At 66.3% G+C, this 15,344-nt stretch carries 15 protein-coding genes; 9 read left to right on the forward strand and 6 right to left on the reverse strand.

Annotation, left to right across the window (positions count from 1 at the left end; translation table 11 throughout):
* Window positions 1-133: 133 nt before the first annotated feature.
* The 4 genes from LPB142_RS02855 to LPB142_RS02870 all read left to right on the forward strand — a co-directional run bounded on the left by LPB142_RS02855 (window position 134) and on the right by LPB142_RS02870 (window position 5,537).
* Window positions 134-1,135 carry a phosphatase PAP2 family protein gene (locus LPB142_RS02855; protein ID WP_082872917.1) on the forward strand — a complete coding sequence of 334 codons (1,002 nt, stop codon included), beginning with the start codon at window positions 134-136 and terminating at the stop codon, window positions 1,133-1,135.
* Between the two features lie 51 nt (window positions 1,136-1,186).
* Window positions 1,187-2,833, forward strand: coding sequence for an electron transfer flavoprotein-ubiquinone oxidoreductase (locus tag LPB142_RS02860; protein ID WP_071165456.1), 1,647 nt, complete (start codon window positions 1,187-1,189; stop codon window positions 2,831-2,833).
* A 116-nt stretch (window positions 2,834-2,949) separates the two neighbouring features.
* The gene (locus LPB142_RS02865; protein WP_071165457.1) at window positions 2,950-4,650 is read left to right on the forward strand and encodes a tetratricopeptide repeat protein; all 1,701 of its coding nucleotides are present in this window, start codon (window positions 2,950-2,952) and stop codon (window positions 4,648-4,650) included.
* A complete protein-coding gene (locus tag LPB142_RS02870) occupies window positions 4,647-5,537 on the forward strand; it encodes a 4-(cytidine 5'-diphospho)-2-C-methyl-D-erythritol kinase (RefSeq protein ID WP_071165458.1) in 891 nt (296 codons plus the stop codon). The genes LPB142_RS02865 and LPB142_RS02870 overlap by 4 nt, the downstream gene beginning before the upstream one ends.
* Before the next feature lie 66 nt (window positions 5,538-5,603).
* Here the strand turns inward: LPB142_RS02870 and LPB142_RS02875 are convergent, their stop codons facing one another.
* On the reverse strand, window positions 5,604-6,605 hold the full coding sequence (locus LPB142_RS02875) for a polyprenyl synthetase family protein (RefSeq protein WP_068766500.1): 1,002 nt from the start codon (window positions 6,603-6,605) through the stop codon (window positions 5,604-5,606).
* A 74-nt stretch (window positions 6,606-6,679) separates the two neighbouring features.
* Between LPB142_RS02875 and LPB142_RS02880 the strand changes: the two genes are divergently transcribed.
* The 3 genes from LPB142_RS02880 (at window position 6,680) to LPB142_RS02890 (ending at window position 7,938) form a co-directional block, all read left to right on the forward strand.
* Window positions 6,680-6,892 carry a putative signal transducing protein gene (locus LPB142_RS02880; RefSeq protein WP_071165459.1) on the forward strand — a complete coding sequence of 71 codons (213 nt, stop codon included), beginning with the start codon at window positions 6,680-6,682 and terminating at the stop codon, window positions 6,890-6,892.
* Complete coding sequence (locus LPB142_RS02885) at window positions 6,892-7,653, forward strand: tRNA1(Val) (adenine(37)-N6)-methyltransferase (protein WP_071165460.1); 762 nt, start codon at window positions 6,892-6,894, stop codon at window positions 7,651-7,653. Before LPB142_RS02880 ends, LPB142_RS02885 begins: the two co-directional genes overlap by 1 nt.
* A 117-nt stretch (window positions 7,654-7,770) precedes the next feature.
* On the forward strand, window positions 7,771-7,938 hold the full coding sequence (locus LPB142_RS02890) for a YdcH family protein (RefSeq protein WP_071165461.1): 168 nt from the start codon (window positions 7,771-7,773) through the stop codon (window positions 7,936-7,938).
* 35 nt (window positions 7,939-7,973) lie between these two features.
* On the opposite strand, the gene yddG is transcribed toward LPB142_RS02890, so the two are convergent.
* The 4 genes from yddG to LPB142_RS02910 form a co-directional block, all read right to left on the reverse strand.
* Complete coding sequence (yddG, locus tag LPB142_RS02895; RefSeq protein ID WP_071165462.1) at window positions 7,974-8,837, reverse strand: aromatic amino acid exporter YddG; 864 nt, start codon at window positions 8,835-8,837, stop codon at window positions 7,974-7,976.
* A gap of 63 nt (window positions 8,838-8,900) precedes the next feature.
* Complete coding sequence (phbB, locus tag LPB142_RS02900; protein ID WP_068766134.1) at window positions 8,901-9,623, reverse strand: beta-ketoacyl-ACP reductase; 723 nt, start codon at window positions 9,621-9,623, stop codon at window positions 8,901-8,903.
* Between the two features lie 107 nt (window positions 9,624-9,730).
* Window positions 9,731-10,906, reverse strand: a complete 1,176-nt coding sequence (locus tag LPB142_RS02905; RefSeq protein WP_068766133.1) for an acetyl-CoA C-acetyltransferase — start codon at window positions 10,904-10,906, stop codon at window positions 9,731-9,733.
* A 182-nt stretch (window positions 10,907-11,088) separates the two neighbouring features.
* Window positions 11,089-11,928 (reverse strand): EAL domain-containing protein, encoded by an 840-nt coding sequence (locus tag LPB142_RS02910; protein WP_071165463.1) that lies wholly within the window; start codon window positions 11,926-11,928, stop codon window positions 11,089-11,091.
* 165 nt (window positions 11,929-12,093) lie between these two features.
* Between LPB142_RS02910 and LPB142_RS02915 the strand changes: the two genes are divergently transcribed.
* The gene (locus tag LPB142_RS02915; RefSeq protein WP_071165464.1) at window positions 12,094-13,329 is read left to right on the forward strand and encodes a PAS domain-containing protein; all 1,236 of its coding nucleotides are present in this window, start codon (window positions 12,094-12,096) and stop codon (window positions 13,327-13,329) included.
* Window positions 13,330-13,332: 3 nt separating this feature from the next.
* On the opposite strand, the gene LPB142_RS02920 is transcribed toward LPB142_RS02915, so the two are convergent.
* Window positions 13,333-13,875, reverse strand: a complete 543-nt coding sequence (locus LPB142_RS02920; RefSeq protein ID WP_156894296.1) for a TlpA disulfide reductase family protein — start codon at window positions 13,873-13,875, stop codon at window positions 13,333-13,335.
* Window positions 13,876-13,900: 25 nt separating this feature from the next.
* Between LPB142_RS02920 and argH the strand changes: the two genes are divergently transcribed.
* The gene (gene argH, locus LPB142_RS02925; RefSeq protein WP_071165466.1) at window positions 13,901-15,301 is read left to right on the forward strand and encodes an argininosuccinate lyase; all 1,401 of its coding nucleotides are present in this window, start codon (window positions 13,901-13,903) and stop codon (window positions 15,299-15,301) included.
* Window positions 15,302-15,344 lie beyond the last annotated feature (43 nt).

Below are 15,344 nucleotides of genomic sequence, written 5' to 3' on the forward strand. Positions count from 1 at the left end.
CCTGCTCTGAGCTGCTGGCAAATTGCTTTGAGGTCGAGTGTAAATCCGCCAAGACGGGCCGGAGTCAAGGCCCGCGCCCAAATTTCGCCCCATCGGGGGGCTAGGCTCGGGGCAGGGCAAGGGTGGCGCAGGCATGAGAACGGTTTTGGCGGCGGTGCTGATCTACGCGGCGGGGGCGGTGGCGCTCACCGGCTGGCTTTATGACGACGCGGCTCGGCTGATCGGCGAATCCCTCAGCTGGCTCTGGAACGCGTCCGACCGGGTGCTCGGGCGCAGCCTGCTGATCGCGCCGCTGATGCTCGGGGTGGTGCTCGCGCTCGGCTGGCGGCAGGCGCGGGCGCGGCTGGCCGGGATCGGGGCGCTTCTCGTTGCGGCGGTGGTGTTGCAGCTCGGCTTTTCCTTCTTCAAGAACGCGATCCCGGCGATGATCCCCTATTACGCGGACCCGGCGCTCGCCGCGTTCGACCGCTGGCTGCATTTCGGCCACGACCCCTGGGAGATCGCGCATCGGCTGATCGGGCCGGGGCTCACTGGCGCGATGCCCTTTGTCTATTTCAAGCTCTGGGGCTTCTTCGCGACCACCTTCCCGATCCTCGTCTACGCGACCGACCCCGACGCGGGCCGCGCGCGGCGCTATATCTGGCTCTATTTCGCGGCCTGGCTGGTGGTCGGCAATCTGCTCGCCACGCTCGGCGCCTCGGTCGGGCCGGTCTATTACGACCGGCTGCTCGGCTCGGAGCGCTTCGCCGGGCTCGATGCGGCGCTGGCAAGCTCGGGCTTCGCCGCGACCGCGCTCGGGCATTTGCAGGACATGCTCTGGGCGCGCTGGGAGGGCGGCGGGCTCGATCTCGGCCTCGGGATCTCGGCCTTCCCCTCGATGCATGTCGCGCTCGCGACCCTCGTCGCGCTTTACGCCGCCGAGCGCAGCCGCTGGCTCGCGCCCTTCGGGGCGGCCTTCCTCGCGGCGATCTTCGTGATCTCGATCTATTCGGGCTATCACTACGCGCTCGATGCCTATGCCGCGATTGGTGTCGTTTGGGTCGGCAACCGTCTCGCGCACCGTCTCGCGCGCCCTAAAAGCGAAACAAAGTTGCGCGGCTTCGCAGCGTCACAATTGCTTCGTTCCGTCAGGTAAGTTAGCAACGGGCGCGAGAGCACGCTGAAAGCAAGCCGAAGGAGCCGAGGTATGGCCGAGATCGAACGCGAGTCGATGGAATATGATGTGGTGATCGTTGGCGGGGGCCCCTCGGGCCTCTCTGCGGCGATCCGGCTGAAGCAGATCGACCCCGAGCTGAACGTCGTCGTGCTCGAGAAGGGCTCGGAGGTCGGCGCGCATATCCTGTCGGGCGCGGTGCTCGACACCTGCGGCCTCGACAAGCTGATCCCCGATTGGCGCGAAAAGGGCGCGCCGATCAAGACCGAGGTCAAGCACGACAATTTCTACATCCTCGGGCCGGCCGGCGAGATGCGGATCCCGAACTGGCCGATGCCGCCCCTGATGTCGAACCACGGCAAATACATCGTCTCGATGGCGAATGTCTGCCGCTGGATGGCCGAGCAGGCCGAAGAGCTCGGCGTCGAGATCTTCCCGGGCATGGCGGCGAGCGAGATCGTCTGGGAGGGCGACCGGGTGGCCGGCGTCGTCGCGGGCGAGATGGGCCTCGAGGCCGATGGCACGCCGGGGCCGAGCTATGAGCCGGGCATGGAGCTGCGCGGCAAATATGTGTTCCTCTCGGAAGGCGTGCGCGGCTCGCTGACCAAGGAAGTCATGGCGAAGTTCGATCTCTCGAAGGGCAAATGCCCGCAGAAATTCGGCCTCGGCATGAAAGAGATCTGGGAAATCGACCCGAAGAAGCACCGCGAGGGCACCGTCACCCATACGATGGGCTGGCCGCTGGGCTCCAACGCGGGCGGCGGGTCGTTCATCTATCACCTTGAAAACAATCAGGTCTTCATCGGCTTCGTGGTGCACCTGAACTACGAAAACCCCTATCTCTTCCCCTATATGGAGTTCCAGCGCTTCAAGCATCACCCGATGGTGGCCGAGCTTCTCGAGGGCGGCAAGCGCGTGGCTTACGGCGCGCGGGCGATCTCGGAGGGCGGCTGGCAGTCGATCCCGAAACTGACCGCGCCGGGGGCGGTGCTCTTGGGCTGTGCGGCGGGGCTCGTCAACGTGCCGCGCATCAAGGGCAACCACAACGCCATGCTCTCGGGCATCGCGGCGGCCGAAGCGGCGGCGGCGGCGATCAAGGCCGGGCGCGAGGGCGACGAGCTGGTCGAATATGAAACCGACCTGCGCTCCGGCCCGATCGCGGATGACCTCAAGAAAGTGCGCAACATCAAACCGATGTGGTCGCATTGGGGGATGCTGCCCTCGCTCGTGCTGGGCGGGCTCGACATGTGGACGAACAACCTCTTCGGCTTCTCGTTCTTCGGCACGCTCAAACACGGCAAGAACGACGCCGCCCATACCGGCGAGGCGAAGAACTTCAAGCCGATCGACTACCCCAAGCCCGATGGCAAGATCAGCTTCGACCGGCTGACCAACGTGGCCTATTCCTTCACCAACCATGAAGAAAGCCAGCCCTGCCACCTGAAGCTCAAGGATCCGCAGGTCCCGATCTCGGTCAACCTCGCGAAATACGCCGAGCCCGCGCAGCGCTACTGCCCGGCGGGCGTCTATGAGGTGCTCGAGGGCGAGAATGGCCCGCGCTTCCAGATCAACTTCCAGAACTGCGTGCACTGCAAGACCTGCGACATCAAGGATCCGTCGCAGAACATCACCTGGACCACGCCGCAGGGCGGCGATGGCCCGAACTACCCGAACATGTAACCGGGTCGTCACTTCGGCGTGTGTCGCCGCTTTGCGGGGGGTGCGGATCGCGCCCCCCGATTGCTTTGCGCCGGTGGGGTCGTTACCCTCGGACCAAATCACCTGAAGGAACCGCTGTGCCTGATTTCTCGAAGCTCCGCTCCGCCCTGATCCTCGCGCTCCTTGGCTCGGCTCTCGCTGTGCCGGCCGCGGCGGAGGCCCCGGCAGGCGCCTATCTCGCGGCGCGGCTGGCGGGGGCGGACAATGATTACCGCGCGGCGGCGGGCTATTACGCGCGGCTCCTCCAGGCCGATCCGAAGAGCCCGGAATTCGCCGAAGTGGCGCTGATGAACCAGATTATCCTGGGCGATTACGCGGCCGCGGTGCCGCTCGCGCAGGCGATGGGCGCGCCCAAGGAGGGCAGCCAGATCGCCGCGATGATGCTTCTCGCCGAGGCCGGCCAGCGCGAGGATTTCGCGGGCGTGGTGGCCCTGCTCGAGGCCGGCGCCGATCCGGGCAAGCTCGTCGCGGGGCTGTTGCGCGCCTGGGGCCTGGCCGGGGCGGGGCAGATGTCGGAGGCCACCAAGGAGTTCGACGCGCTTGCCAAGGAGCAGGGCCTTGCCGCCTTCGCCCAATATCACAAGGCGCTCGCGCTCGCCTCGGTGGGCGATTTCGAGGGCGCCGACGCGATCTTCGCGGGCCCGGAGGGCGATGCGATCCGCTCCTCGCGCCGCGGCGTGCTCGCCCATGTGCAGATCCTCTCGCAGATCGAACGCGCGCCCGATGCGGTGGCGCTGATCGACGCGGTCTTCGGCCCCGATCTCGACCCCGAGCTGACCGAGATCCGCGCGCGCCTCGCGGCGGGCGAGGCGCTGCCCTTCACGGTCGTCTCCTCCGCGCGCGATGGCATGGCGGAAGTGTTCTATTCGCTCGCCTCGGTGCTCGCCTCGGACGCGCCCGACCCGTTCACCCTCGTGCAGGCGCGGCTCGCCACATATCTGCGCGCCGATCATACCGATGCGATCTTGCTCACCGCCTCGCTCTTTCAGGCGCAGGGGCGCTATGACATGGCGATCGAGACCTATGCGCAGATCCCGACGACGAGCCCCGCCTTCCCCGCGGCCGAGCTTGGCCGGGCCGATGCGATGGTGCGCGACGAACGCACCGAGGCCGCGATCGAGGTGCTCGAGAAGCTGACCCGCACCAACCCCGACCTTGGCGGCGCCTGGCTCACGCTCGGCGATACGCTGCGCCGCGAGAAGCGCTTCAAGGAGGCCGTGCCCGCCTATGACAAGGCGATCGCGCTGATCGAGAGCCCGAGCGAGGGCGACTGGTTCACCTTCTACGCGCGCGGGATCTCCGAGGAGCGCTCCGACGCCTGGGACAAGGCCGAGGCCGATTTCCGCAAGGCGCTGGAGCTCAGCCCCGATCAGCCGGCGGTGCTCAACTATCTGGGCTATTCCTACGTCGAGAAGAAGGAAAACCTCGACGAGGCGCTCGGCATGATCGAGCGCGCGGTGAAGGCGCGCCCCGATGAGGGCTATATCGTCGACAGCCTCGGCTGGGCGCTCTACCGGCTCGGCCGCTATGACGAGGCGGTCGCGCAGATGGAACGCGCGGTCGAGCTCGAGGCGGTCGACCCGCTGGTGAATGATCACCTCGGCGATGTCTACTGGGCCGTGGGTCGCAAGCGCGAAGCCGAGTTCCAATGGAAACGCGCGCTCAGCTTCGGCCCGGGCGAGGAGCTCGACATGGACCGCGTGCGCCGCAAACTCGAGGTCGGCCTCGACAAGGTGCTCGCCGAGGAAGGCGCGGCGCCGCTGCACCCGGCGAAATGAGCCTCGCCGTCCTCGCGCCCGCCAAGGTCAATCTCGCGCTGCATGTGACGGGGCAGCGCGCCGATGGCTATCACCTGCTCGATAGCCTGGTGAGCTTCGCGCCCTTCGGCGACCGGCTGGAGATCGCACCGGCCGAGGAAATCTCGCTCACCGTCGCGGGGCCGGAGGCGGCCGGCGTGCCCGCCGATGCGCGCAACCTCGTCTGGAAGGCGCTGGCGGCGACCGGGCTCGGCGCGGCGCGGATGCGGCTTGTCAAACATCTCCCGGCGGCCTCGGGGATCGGCGGCGGCTCCTCCGATGCGACGGCGGCGATCCGCGGCGCGCTGGCGCTCGCGGGGCTCTCGGGGCAGCTCGCGGCGGGGCGGCTCCGGGCGGGCGCGCTCGATCTCGATCTCGCCGCGCTCGGCGCCGATCTGCCGATGTGCTTCGCCCCGCACCCCGCCCGCGCCACCGGCATCGGCGAGCATCTGGCGCCGGTCACCCTGCCACCCCTGCCCGCGCTCCTCGTCAATCCGCGCGTCGAAGTGCCCACGCCCACAGTCTTCAAAGCCCTGACGCGGAAGGACAATCCGCCGATCGACCCGATCCCCGCCTTCGCCGATACCCGCGCCTGCATCGCCTGGCTCGCCACCCAGCGCAATGATCTCGAACCCCCCGCCATCGCCGCCGCCCCGGTCATCGCCGACGTGCTCGCCGCGCTCGAGGCGCTCCCCGGCGCGCGCCTCGCGCGGATGTCGGGCTCCGGGGCAACCTGCTTTGCGCTCTTTGAAACGCTGGCCGAGGCCAAGGCCGCCGAGGCCCGCCTCGCCGCCGCGCATCCCGCCTGGTGGAGCGCCTCCGGCACGCTCGGCAACCAGGAAGAGGCCGCGCGCCCGCAGCCCCTCTGATTTCATCTTGCCAAAAATATCCCGGGGGGCTGCCCAAAGGGCAGCGGGGGCGGCGCCCCCTCTCCCTCAGCGCAGCCGAGCCACGACGTAATCGGTGAGATCGGCGAGCATGTCGCGCAGCTCATGCGCCGGCAGCTCGGCCAGCGCCGCCTTCGCCTTCGCCGCCCATTCCAGCGCCGCCGCCTTGGTCGCCTCGAGCGCGCCATGCTTGGCCATCAACCCGAGCGCCTGCTCGAGATCGCCGTCTTCCTGCTTGCCCTTCTCGATGACCCGCACCCAGAACGCCCGCTCCTCGGCATCGGCCGCCGCCACCGCCTTGATCACCGGCAGCGTGATCTTGCCCTCGCGGAAATCGTCGCCGACATTCTTGCCGATCGTCTCGCTCGCCCCGCCGTAATCGAGAAGATCATCGACCATCTGGAACGCCACGCCAAGCGCATCGCCAAACTCGAAGAGCGCCTTCACCTGCGCCTCGCTCGCCCCCGCGATCACGCCGCCCACCTCGGTCGCCGCCGAGAACAGCGCCGCCGTCTTGCCGCGGATCACCTGCAGATAGATCGCCTCATCGGTGGCCAGATCCTGCGCCGCCGAAAGCTGCAACACCTCGCCCTCGGAGATCACCGCCGAAGCATTGGCGAGGATCGCAAGCACGCGGATATTGTTCGTGTCGGTCATCAGCTGGAACGCGCGGGCGAGCAGATAATCCCCCACCAGAACCGAGCTTTTGTTATCCCACAACAGGTTCGCCGTCGGCCGGCCACGGCGCTGCTTGCTCTCGTCGACCACATCGTCATGCAGAAGCGTCGCGGTATGGATGAACTCGACCGTCGCCGCCAGATGGACATGGAACGGCCCCTCGTAACCGAAGATCCGCGCCGCCGCGAGCGTCAGCATCGGGCGCAGCCGCTTGCCCCCCGCCTCGACCAGATGCGCGGTGATCTCGGGGATCCGCGGCGCATGTTCCGAGGCCATCCGGTCACGGATCAGGGCATTGACCGCCGCCATATCCTCGGAGAGCGCAAGCGCCAGCCGATCATGCGGTTTCGTGGCCTTTTCATCGAGGCTCATCATTCTTCCTTCCGGTCTCCCGTGTCGCAAACCCTGTCTCGACAGGGCGTGAGCTTGCCCCTAAGTGAAGGGATATGAAAGAGCTTTTGCGCAGCACGGATCCTGTCAAACTGGCCATGGCGAGCGCCCTTCTTGAGGGCGAGGGTATAACGACCTTTGAATGGGACGTCCATATGAGCGTGCTCGAAGGGGGGCTCGGCATATTGCCGCGCCGGCTGATGGTGCACCCGCGCGACCACTTCCGCGCCTGCGCGATCTTGCGCGACAATGACATCGGGGCGGATTGATGTTCGCGCCCGAGGATCTCACGCTCGACCGCTTTCTCGATGGCCGGCTGACGATCGCCCAGCCGCGGGCGGGCTACCGCGCGGCGATGGATCCGGTGCTGCTCGCGGCGGCTTGTCCGGCAAAGGCGGGGCAGGGGGTGCTGGAGCTCGGCTGCGGGGCGGGGGTGGCGAGCCTGTGCCTGGGCTGGCGGGTGGCGGGGGCGCGGCTCGTCGGGCTCGAGCTGCAACCGGCCTATGCGCAGCTTGCCCGCGAGAATGCCGCGCGCAACGGCGTGGGGTTTGATGTCTTCGAGGGGGATCTGGCGCGGATGCCCGCGGCGCTGCGCGCGCAGAGCTTCGATCATGTGATCGCCAACCCGCCCTATTTCGCGCCCGCCTCGGGCACCGCGGCGCGCAACGCCGGGCGCGAGCGCGCGCAGCGCGAGGAGACGCCGCTCGCGGATTGGGTGCGGCAGGGGCTGAAACGGCTGCACCCCGGCGGCACGATCACCCTGATCCAGAATGCCGACCGGCTGGCCGATCTGCTCGCGGCGCTCGGGGCGGGGGCGGGCTCGGTCACGGTGCTGCCGATCGCGCCGCGGGTGGGGCGGCCGGCCGGGCGGGTCATCGTGCAGGCGCGCAAGGGCGGGCGCGGGCCGCTGCGGCTCTTGGCGCCGCTCGTGCTGCATGAGGCGGCGCATCACGCCGCAGATGCCGAAGATTTGACGAGTATTGCGCGGAGCGTGCTGCGGCGCGGCGAAGAATTGCGCATAACGCCTTAAGGCTTTCGCAATATTTCGCCGCAAATCTGCAATTGTGTCGCAGCTCTACGACAACCGCGTGACACGACTCAAATTCTATGCTGCAATCAAGTTACGTCAACAGGAGAGGAGACTGCCATGTCGCTGGGTTCGCATATTACCGAACTTCGCAGGAAACATGAGGCATTGTCGGCCGAGGTCGAAAAGGCGACCCGCAGCCCCGGCATCAGTGATCTTCACGTCTCGGCGCTGAAGAAGCAGAAACTCCGCATCAAGGAAGAAATCGCCCGGCTCGAACAGGCGTAAGCGCGACAGAATTTTCCCCGGCCCCCGCGGTCGGGCTACCGAGATCTGCTTGCCATGGCGGCGAGAAGGGCCCCGGCAGCGATCATTGCGGCCGCCAGAACAAGGATGACGCTGGCGGCCGCAACGCCGAAACTCACCAAGACCAGGGTTGAAAGCAGCGGTGCGGCGTAAGAGGCCGTGCCGAGCAACTGGATATCGCCGCGTTTCACGCCGATATCCCAGGTGTAGAAGGCCAGCCCCACCGGCCCGATCCCCAGAGCGAGCACCGAGCCCCAGCCGAGCGCCGTGCTGGGCCAGATCGTTTCCTCGAGCGCAAGATGCGCGCCCGCCGACAGCACCGCCGTCGCGAGGCAATAGACCGCGACCGCCGCCGTGGGCACCGAGCCGAGGCGGCGCGAAATCAGCGAATAGCTCGACCAGGTGAGCGCGCAGAGCAGCGCAAGCCCATAGCCGGGCAGCGCGCTGGCCGAGGCCGAGACCCCGCCGCGCGCCACGATCAGCGCTGCGCCCGCGAAGGCGATCAGCGCGCCGAGGATATGCAGCGGGCGGAGCCGCTCACCCGGCAGCAAGCCGGAAAACAGCACGATCAGCAGCGGCCAGAGATAGGCGATCAGGCTCGCCTCGGCCGGGGGCGCGAGGCGCAGGGCCGAGAAATAGAGCAGATGGTAGCCAAAAAGCGCCGCCGTTCCAAAGGCATAGACCTTCCAGGAGATCTGCCGCAGCACCCCGAACCCTTCGCTCACCCCGACCCAGACGAGCCCGATCGCGCCCCCGATCGCGAAGCAGATCGCGTTGAGCTGCAAAGGCGGCACCGGCGCCGAGCCGACGGTAAAGAGCGCGAGCAGCGCCCAGAGCGCGACGGCGGAAAAACCGATGAGCGTGGCTTGCGGGCGCGACATGGGGGCTCCTGAAATGCAAAGAGGCCCGCAAGATGCGGGCCTCTCGCGGATTTGCCAAGGGGCTCAGGTCAGATATTGACCGCCGTTCGCGGTAATCGTCGAGCCGGTGATGAAACCCGCGTCATCCGAGGCCAGGAACACCACGCAGCGCGCGATATCCTCCGGCGAGCCGAGACGGCCGACCGGGATCGTCGCGATGATCGATTCGCGGACCTTTTCCGGCACCGCCATCACCATCTCGGTGGCGATATAGCCCGGGCAGATCACGTTCACGGTGATGCCGGCGCGCGCGCCTTCCTGCGCCAGGGCCTTGGTGAAGCCGATGTCGCCCGCCTTCGCCGCCGAATAGTTGGCTTGGCCGAACTGGCCCTTCTGCCCGTTGATCGACGAGATATTGACGATCCGGCCGAATTTGCGCTCGCGCATGCCGTTCCAGAGCGGGTGGGTCATGTTGAACACGCCCGAGAGGTTCGTGTCCATCACCTCTTTCCACTGATCGCGGGTCATCTTGTGGAAGGGCGCGTCGCGGGTGATGCCCGCATTGTTCACCAGAACGTCGATCGGGCCGAGATCGGCCTCCACCTGCGCGATGCCGGCCGCGCAAGCGTCGTAATCGGCGACCGACCATTTGTAGGTCTTGATGCCGGTTTCCGCGGTGAATTTCGCCGCCGCTTCATCGTTGCCGGCGTAGTTCGCCGCCACGGTGTAACCAGCTTCCTTGAGCGCCATCGAAATTGCCGCGCCAATACCGCGCGAGCCACCGGTGACCAGAGCTACTCGAGACATGATTCCTCCTCCTGGATCGAATGCCGTTGAAACGCTGTTACCGAAACTGAACTGGTCGCGCAACATTCTTGCGCGACCGATTTTCAAATATCGCGACTAAAGTCGGATCAGAGGCCCTCGAGACACATCGCCACGCCCATGCCGCCGCCGATGCACAGCGTCGCGAGGCCCTTCTTGGCGCCCGAACGCTTCATTTCGAACAGCAGCGTGTTCAGGATCCGCGCGCCCGAGGCGCCGATCGGGTGGCCGATCGCGATCGCGCCGCCGTTCACGTTCACCTTCGAGACATCCCAGCCCATGTCCTTGTTGACCGCGCAGGCCTGTGCCGCGAAGGCCTCGTTCGCCTCGATCAGGTCGAGATCGCTGGCCTTCCAGCCGGCCTTCTCGAGCGCCTTGCGCGACGACGGGATCGGGCCGCAGCCCATGATCGAGGGGTCGAGCCCGGCGGTCGCGTAGGAGGCGATCCGCGCGAGCGGCGTCAGGCCGCGCTTCGCCGCTTCCTCTTCGCTCATCAAGAGCACGGCGGCGGCGCCGTCGTTGATCCCCGAGGCGTTGCCGGCGGTCACGGTGCCTTCCTTGGTGAAGGCGGGCTTGAGCTTCTGCATCGATTCGATCGTGGCGCCGTGGCGGATGTATTCATCGGCATCGACGACGATGTCGCCCTTGCGGGTCTTGATCGTGAAGGGGATGATCTCGTCGACGAATTTGCCAGCCTTTTGAGCGGCTTCGGCCTTGTTTTGCGAGGCGAGGGCGAATTCGTCCTGCATCTCGCGCGAGATGCCCCATTGCGCGGCGACGTTCTCGGCGGTGATGCCCATGTGGTAGCCGTTGAAGGCATCCCACAGGCCGTCCTTGATCATCGAGTCGATCATTTTCATGTCGCCCATCTTCTGGCCCGTGCGCAGATGCGCGACATGGGGGCTCAGCGACATGCTTTCCTGACCGCCGGCGATCACGATGCCCGCATCGCCGCAGATGATGTGTTGCGCCGCGAGCGCGACCGAGCGCAGGCCCGAGCCGCAGACCTGGTTGATGCTCCAGGCGGCGGATTCGATCGGCAGGCCGGCCTTGATATGGGCCTGACGGGCGGGGTTCTGGCCTTGGCCGGCGGTGAGCACTTGGCCGAGGATGGTTTCCGAGACCTCGGATTTGTCGATGCCGGCGCGGGCGACGACCGCCTCGATCACCGCCGCGCCGAGCTCATGCGCGGGGGTGTTGGCGAACGAACCATTGAAACTGCCCACGGCGGTGCGGCCCGCCGAGACGATGACGACATTGGTCATGAATCCTCTCCTCATAGGAATTCAGGGGGCGAATTCCCCCCTGTGCCGCGGTGCAGGATGCCCTAAGGAGAGGGTAGGTCAAGGAAAATTGCGGGAAAATCGGCCGCGCTTTGGCAATTATATTGCGCGATAGTGTCGCGCCCGGAGCACAACATTGCCCTCGCGCGCGATCAGGGGCCAAATCAGGCCCGCATGGCGGTTTCGGCGGTTCTCCAGGGCGGCATGATCGTCGGCGCGCCGAAATAATAGCCCTGCATGCAGTCGATCCCGAGCTCGGTCAAAAGCGCCGCATCTTCGGCCTTTTCGACCCCCTCGGCGACGGTGAACATGTCGAAATGCTGCGCCACCGAGATCAGCGCCTCGGTCAGCACCCGGTTGTCGGGGTTCGAGGCGATATCCTGAATGAACTGCCCGTCGATCTTGAGGATGTCGAAATAGAACTCACGCAGATAGCGGAAGGAGGTATAGCCCGCCCCGAAGTCATCGAGCGCAAAGCTGACCCCGCGCGCCTGCAGATCCTGCATGAAGACGGTCACGAGCTCGGGCATCCGCATCGCCGAGCTCTCGGTGATCTCGAGGATCAGCCGTTCGGCGGCGGTTTCGTCCAACGCGAGGCCCTTGTTGAGGGTCTTCATCCACTCCGGATAGCCGATCGAGCGCGCCGACATGTTGACCGCGAGGCGCAGATTCGGGTCTTGCGTGAGCGAATAGAGCCCCATCTCCAACGCCAGACAGTCGATCTTGCGGCCCAATTCGGTGGTTTCGACAGTGTCGATGAAATCCTTGGCGGGAATCACCCGGCCATTGCGGTCGAGAACCCGGATCAGCCCTTCGTAAAAGGCCGGCCGGTCAGGGCGTTTGGTTTGCACAACCGGTTGAAAGGCAAGCAGAACGTCTCGACGCTCAACCGCCTCACGCACCATCGTCAGGGTTTCGCGATCGCGTTGCGCGACGGCAAAATCCAGCGGGCTGACCAACCCGGGGTCGAGAGGTTCACCCTGAGGAAATTCGCGTTTCGACATCTGTTACTCCATCACGGCTCCCCCACCTTCGCGCAAACCCTCTAAGAACAGGTAAAGCCCCATGATTAATTTCCGCTTTGGTTAATTGCGCAGATCCGCGGATGTAAACTCGCCGGTAACTCTGTCGCGCTACGGTGCCCCTGCGTCTTTGCTCGCGGAGGATCCATGAACGCGCATACCACTGTCATCCGGCAGCAGATCGGTGAGGCCAGTTTCGCCTTCGAGGAGCTGTTTTATTCGCGCACGGATCCGCGAGGGGTGATCCGCTCGGGCAATGATGTCTTCCAGAGAATCAGCGGATTCGAGTGGCCGGAACTGATCGGCGCGCCGCATCGGATCGTGCGCCACCCCGATACCCCGCGCGCGGTGTTCCGCATCCTGTGGGACGCCATCCAGAAGGGCAACCCGATGGGCGCCTATGTCAAGAATCGCACCAAAAGCGGGGAGTTCTACTGGGTCTTCGCGGTCGTCATGCCGCTGAACGATGGCTATATCTCGGTGCGCCTGAAGCCCTCGAGCGAGACGTTCGAGAAGGTCCGCAGCTGGTATGAGAGCTATTCGCAGCGCGAGCGCGCCGAAAACATCGACATCGAGACCTCGGCGGCCAATCTGCGCCAGGTCGCGCAGATGAGCGGGTTCTCGAGCTACACGAGCTTCATGGCCTTCGCCCTCGGTCAGGAACTCGCCGCGCGCGATGCCGCGCTGCGCCGCGAAAAGGATGGGCGCACGCAGATCCTTCTCGAAATGAACGAGGCGCTGGAGCGCTCCACCGCGCAACAGGTCAAGCTGCTGCGCAGTTTCGAGGCGTTGCAGTCGATCCCGAACAACATGCGCATCGTCGCCTCGCGGCTCGAGCCCTCGGGCGGGCCGGTCTCGGCAATCTCGGAGAATTATCGCGCCTCATCGGTGGTGATCTCGGAGCGGCTGCGCAGCTTCGTCGCGGGCGACGGCAATCTCTGTGACAAGATGTCCCGCGAAGTGGCGCGCGCGCTGTTTCTGATGGGCTGCAACCGGGTGCTTTCGGAGCTGAACCGGACCTTCGTTGCGGCCGAGCCGGTCGAGGGGGTCGATTGGGTATTCGAGCGCGAGGAGCTGGAGGGGCTCGAGCGGACCTGCACCTCGGATGGTCGTCAGGCCATGGAAAAGGCGACCGAACTCGCGCGGGCGCTCAACCGCTCCAGCGCCGAGATCCGCCGCCAGATGCTCGGCCTCGATACGATCCGGGTGCTGGGTCGCGTCGAATGCGGCCGGATGCGCGATCTCAACGGCGGCCTCTCCGCCACCATCGATCAGCTCGACAGCTTCCACGCCGATATCAAGGAACGACTCGAAAGCATCATGCAACTCTCGGAGACCATCGAAAACACGATGAGCACCTATCTGCGCACCACGCGCGAGTGACCCTCAGCGCGCGGTGAGGGCGTCGATCACCGCAAGGGCCTCCGGCGAGTCCCATTCCGCGCCGCCGATCAGCCGCGCGACCTCGCGCCCGTCGCGGTCGATCAGCACCGTCACCGGCAGCCCCAGCACGCCCATCGACCGCGCCAGCGCCTGCCGGTCATCGAGCAGCACCGGCAGCTGGCTCACCCCGGCCTCTGCGAAGAATTTCTCGATCTGCGGCAGGGAGTTACGCCCCGTCGCCACGGTCACGACCTGCATATCCGCACCGCCAAGCCGCGCTTGAAGGCGGTCGAGCGAGGGCATTTCCTCGCGGCAGGGCGCGCACCAGGTCGCCCAGAAATTCAGCACCACCACCTTGCCCCGATACTCCGCGAGGCTGTGCTCGGCGCCTTGCGGGTCGACAAACGGCACCTCCGAGGTCGCAATCGGCTCCTCATAGGTCACGAGCTTCTTCATCTCGCCCTGCTTGAGCGGCGCGAGGTCGGCGGCGAGGGCAGCGTTTGCACCCAGGCTCAGGGCGAGATAAAGGACGAGAAACCGCAGCATTTTGCCTCCGACAAAGGGCCAGACCATGACCGACAGCAAGGATAAAGCCTCCAACGCGATGTGGGGCGGGCGTTTCGCCGCAGGGCCGGACGCGATCATGGAGGCGATCAACGCCTCGATCGGCTTCGACAAGCGGCTCTACGCGCAAGATATCCGTGGCAGCCGGGCCCATGCCGCCATGCTTGCGGCGACGGGCATCCTCACTTCTAGCGATGCCGAGGCGATCCGGGAAGGCCTGCTCACGGTCTTGTCAGAGATCGAAGCGGGCGATTTCCCGTTCTCGACCGCGCTCGAAGACATCCACATGAATGTCGAATCGCGCCTCAAGGCGCTGATCGGCGAGCCCGCCGGCCGGCTCCATACCGCGCGTTCGCGCAATGATCAGGTCGCGACCGATTTCCGCCTCTGGGTCCGCGATCAGGCCGATGCCGCGATCGCCGCCTTCGACGGGCTGATCCGGGCGCTTCTGGCGCAGGCCGAGGCGGGCGCCGATTGGGTGATGCCGGGCTTCACCCACCTGCAAACCGCCCAGCCGGTGACCTGGGGCCACCACATGATGGCCTATGTCGAGATGTTCGCCCGCGATCAGAACCGCTTTGCCGACGCCCGCAAACGGATGAACGAGAGCCCCCTGGGCGCCGCCGCGCTGGCCGGCACGGGCTTTGCGATCGACCGCCACATGACCGCCGAGGCGCTGGGCTTCGACCGGCCGATGGCGAATTCGCTCGACGCCGTCTCGGACCGCGATTTCGCGCTCGAATTCCTCTCGGCGGCCACCATCGCCTCGGTGCACCTGTCGCGCCTCGCCGAGGAGCTGGTGATCTGGTCCTCGGCGCAGTTCCGCTTCGTCGCGATGTCGGACAAATGGTCGACCGGCTCCTCGATCATGCCGCAAAAGCGCAACCCCGACGCCGCCGAGCTGATCCGCGCGAAAATCGGCCGGATCATGGGCGCGACGGTGGCGCTCTTCACGGTGATGAAGGGGCTGCCGCTCGCCTATTCGAAGGACATGCAGGAGGACAAGGAGCAGGTCTTCGACGCCGCCGACAACTTGATGCTCGCGCTCGCCGCGATGACCGGGATGATCTCGGATCTTACCGTGAACCGCGCCAAGCTCGAGGCCGCGGCCTCGTCGGGCTTCTCGACCGCGACCGATCTGGCCGATTGGCTGGTGCGCGAGGCGGGCCTGCCGTTCCGCGACGCACACCACGTCACCGGCACCCTCGTCGCCATGGCCGAGGCCAAGGGCTGCGATCTGCCCGACCTCAGCCTCGAGGAGATGCGCTCGGTCAACCCGGCGATCGATGAGCGGATCTTCGGCGTCCTTGGCGTGCATAATTCGGTCGCCTCGCGGCAATCCTACGGCGGCACCGCCCCCGATCAGGTCCGCGCGCAGATCGCCCGCTGGAAGGAGCGCCTCGCGTGAGGGCGGTCCTGCTCGCGCTGGCGCTCGCGGCGCTGGCCGGTTG

The organism is Rhodobacter xanthinilyticus, from assembly GCF_001856665.1.
Lineage (GTDB): Bacteria > Pseudomonadota > Alphaproteobacteria > Rhodobacterales > Rhodobacteraceae > Rhodobacter > Rhodobacter xanthinilyticus.

Excerpts from the sequence above, each read along its gene's own strand:
- LPB142_RS02855 (WP_082872917.1), top strand. The coding sequence starts at position 134 with ATGAGAACGGTTTTGGCGGCGGTGCTGATCTACGCGGCGGGGGCGGTG.
- LPB142_RS02860 (WP_071165456.1), top strand. The coding sequence starts at position 1,187 with ATGGCCGAGATCGAACGCGAGTCGATGGAATATGATGTGGTGATCGTT.
- LPB142_RS02870 (WP_071165458.1), top strand. The coding sequence starts at position 4,647 with ATGAGCCTCGCCGTCCTCGCGCCCGCCAAGGTCAATCTCGCGCTGCAT.
- LPB142_RS02875 (WP_068766500.1), bottom strand. The coding sequence starts at position 6,605 with ATGAGCCTCGATGAAAAGGCCACGAAACCGCATGATCGGCTGGCGCTT.
- LPB142_RS02880 (WP_071165459.1), top strand. The coding sequence starts at position 6,680 with ATGAAAGAGCTTTTGCGCAGCACGGATCCTGTCAAACTGGCCATGGCG.
- LPB142_RS02885 (WP_071165460.1), top strand. The coding sequence starts at position 6,892 with ATGTTCGCGCCCGAGGATCTCACGCTCGACCGCTTTCTCGATGGCCGG.
- LPB142_RS02890 (WP_071165461.1), top strand. The coding sequence starts at position 7,771 with ATGTCGCTGGGTTCGCATATTACCGAACTTCGCAGGAAACATGAGGCA.
- yddG (WP_071165462.1), bottom strand. The coding sequence starts at position 8,837 with ATGTCGCGCCCGCAAGCCACGCTCATCGGTTTTTCCGCCGTCGCGCTC.
- phbB (WP_068766134.1), bottom strand. The coding sequence starts at position 9,623 with ATGTCTCGAGTAGCTCTGGTCACCGGTGGCTCGCGCGGTATTGGCGCG.
- LPB142_RS02905 (WP_068766133.1), bottom strand. The coding sequence starts at position 10,906 with ATGACCAATGTCGTCATCGTCTCGGCGGGCCGCACCGCCGTGGGCAGT.
- LPB142_RS02910 (WP_071165463.1), bottom strand. The coding sequence starts at position 11,928 with ATGTCGAAACGCGAATTTCCTCAGGGTGAACCTCTCGACCCCGGGTTG.
- LPB142_RS02915 (WP_071165464.1), top strand. The coding sequence starts at position 12,094 with ATGAACGCGCATACCACTGTCATCCGGCAGCAGATCGGTGAGGCCAGT.
- LPB142_RS02920 (WP_156894296.1), bottom strand. The coding sequence starts at position 13,875 with ATGCTGCGGTTTCTCGTCCTTTATCTCGCCCTGAGCCTGGGTGCAAAC.
- argH (WP_071165466.1), top strand. The coding sequence starts at position 13,901 with ATGACCGACAGCAAGGATAAAGCCTCCAACGCGATGTGGGGCGGGCGT.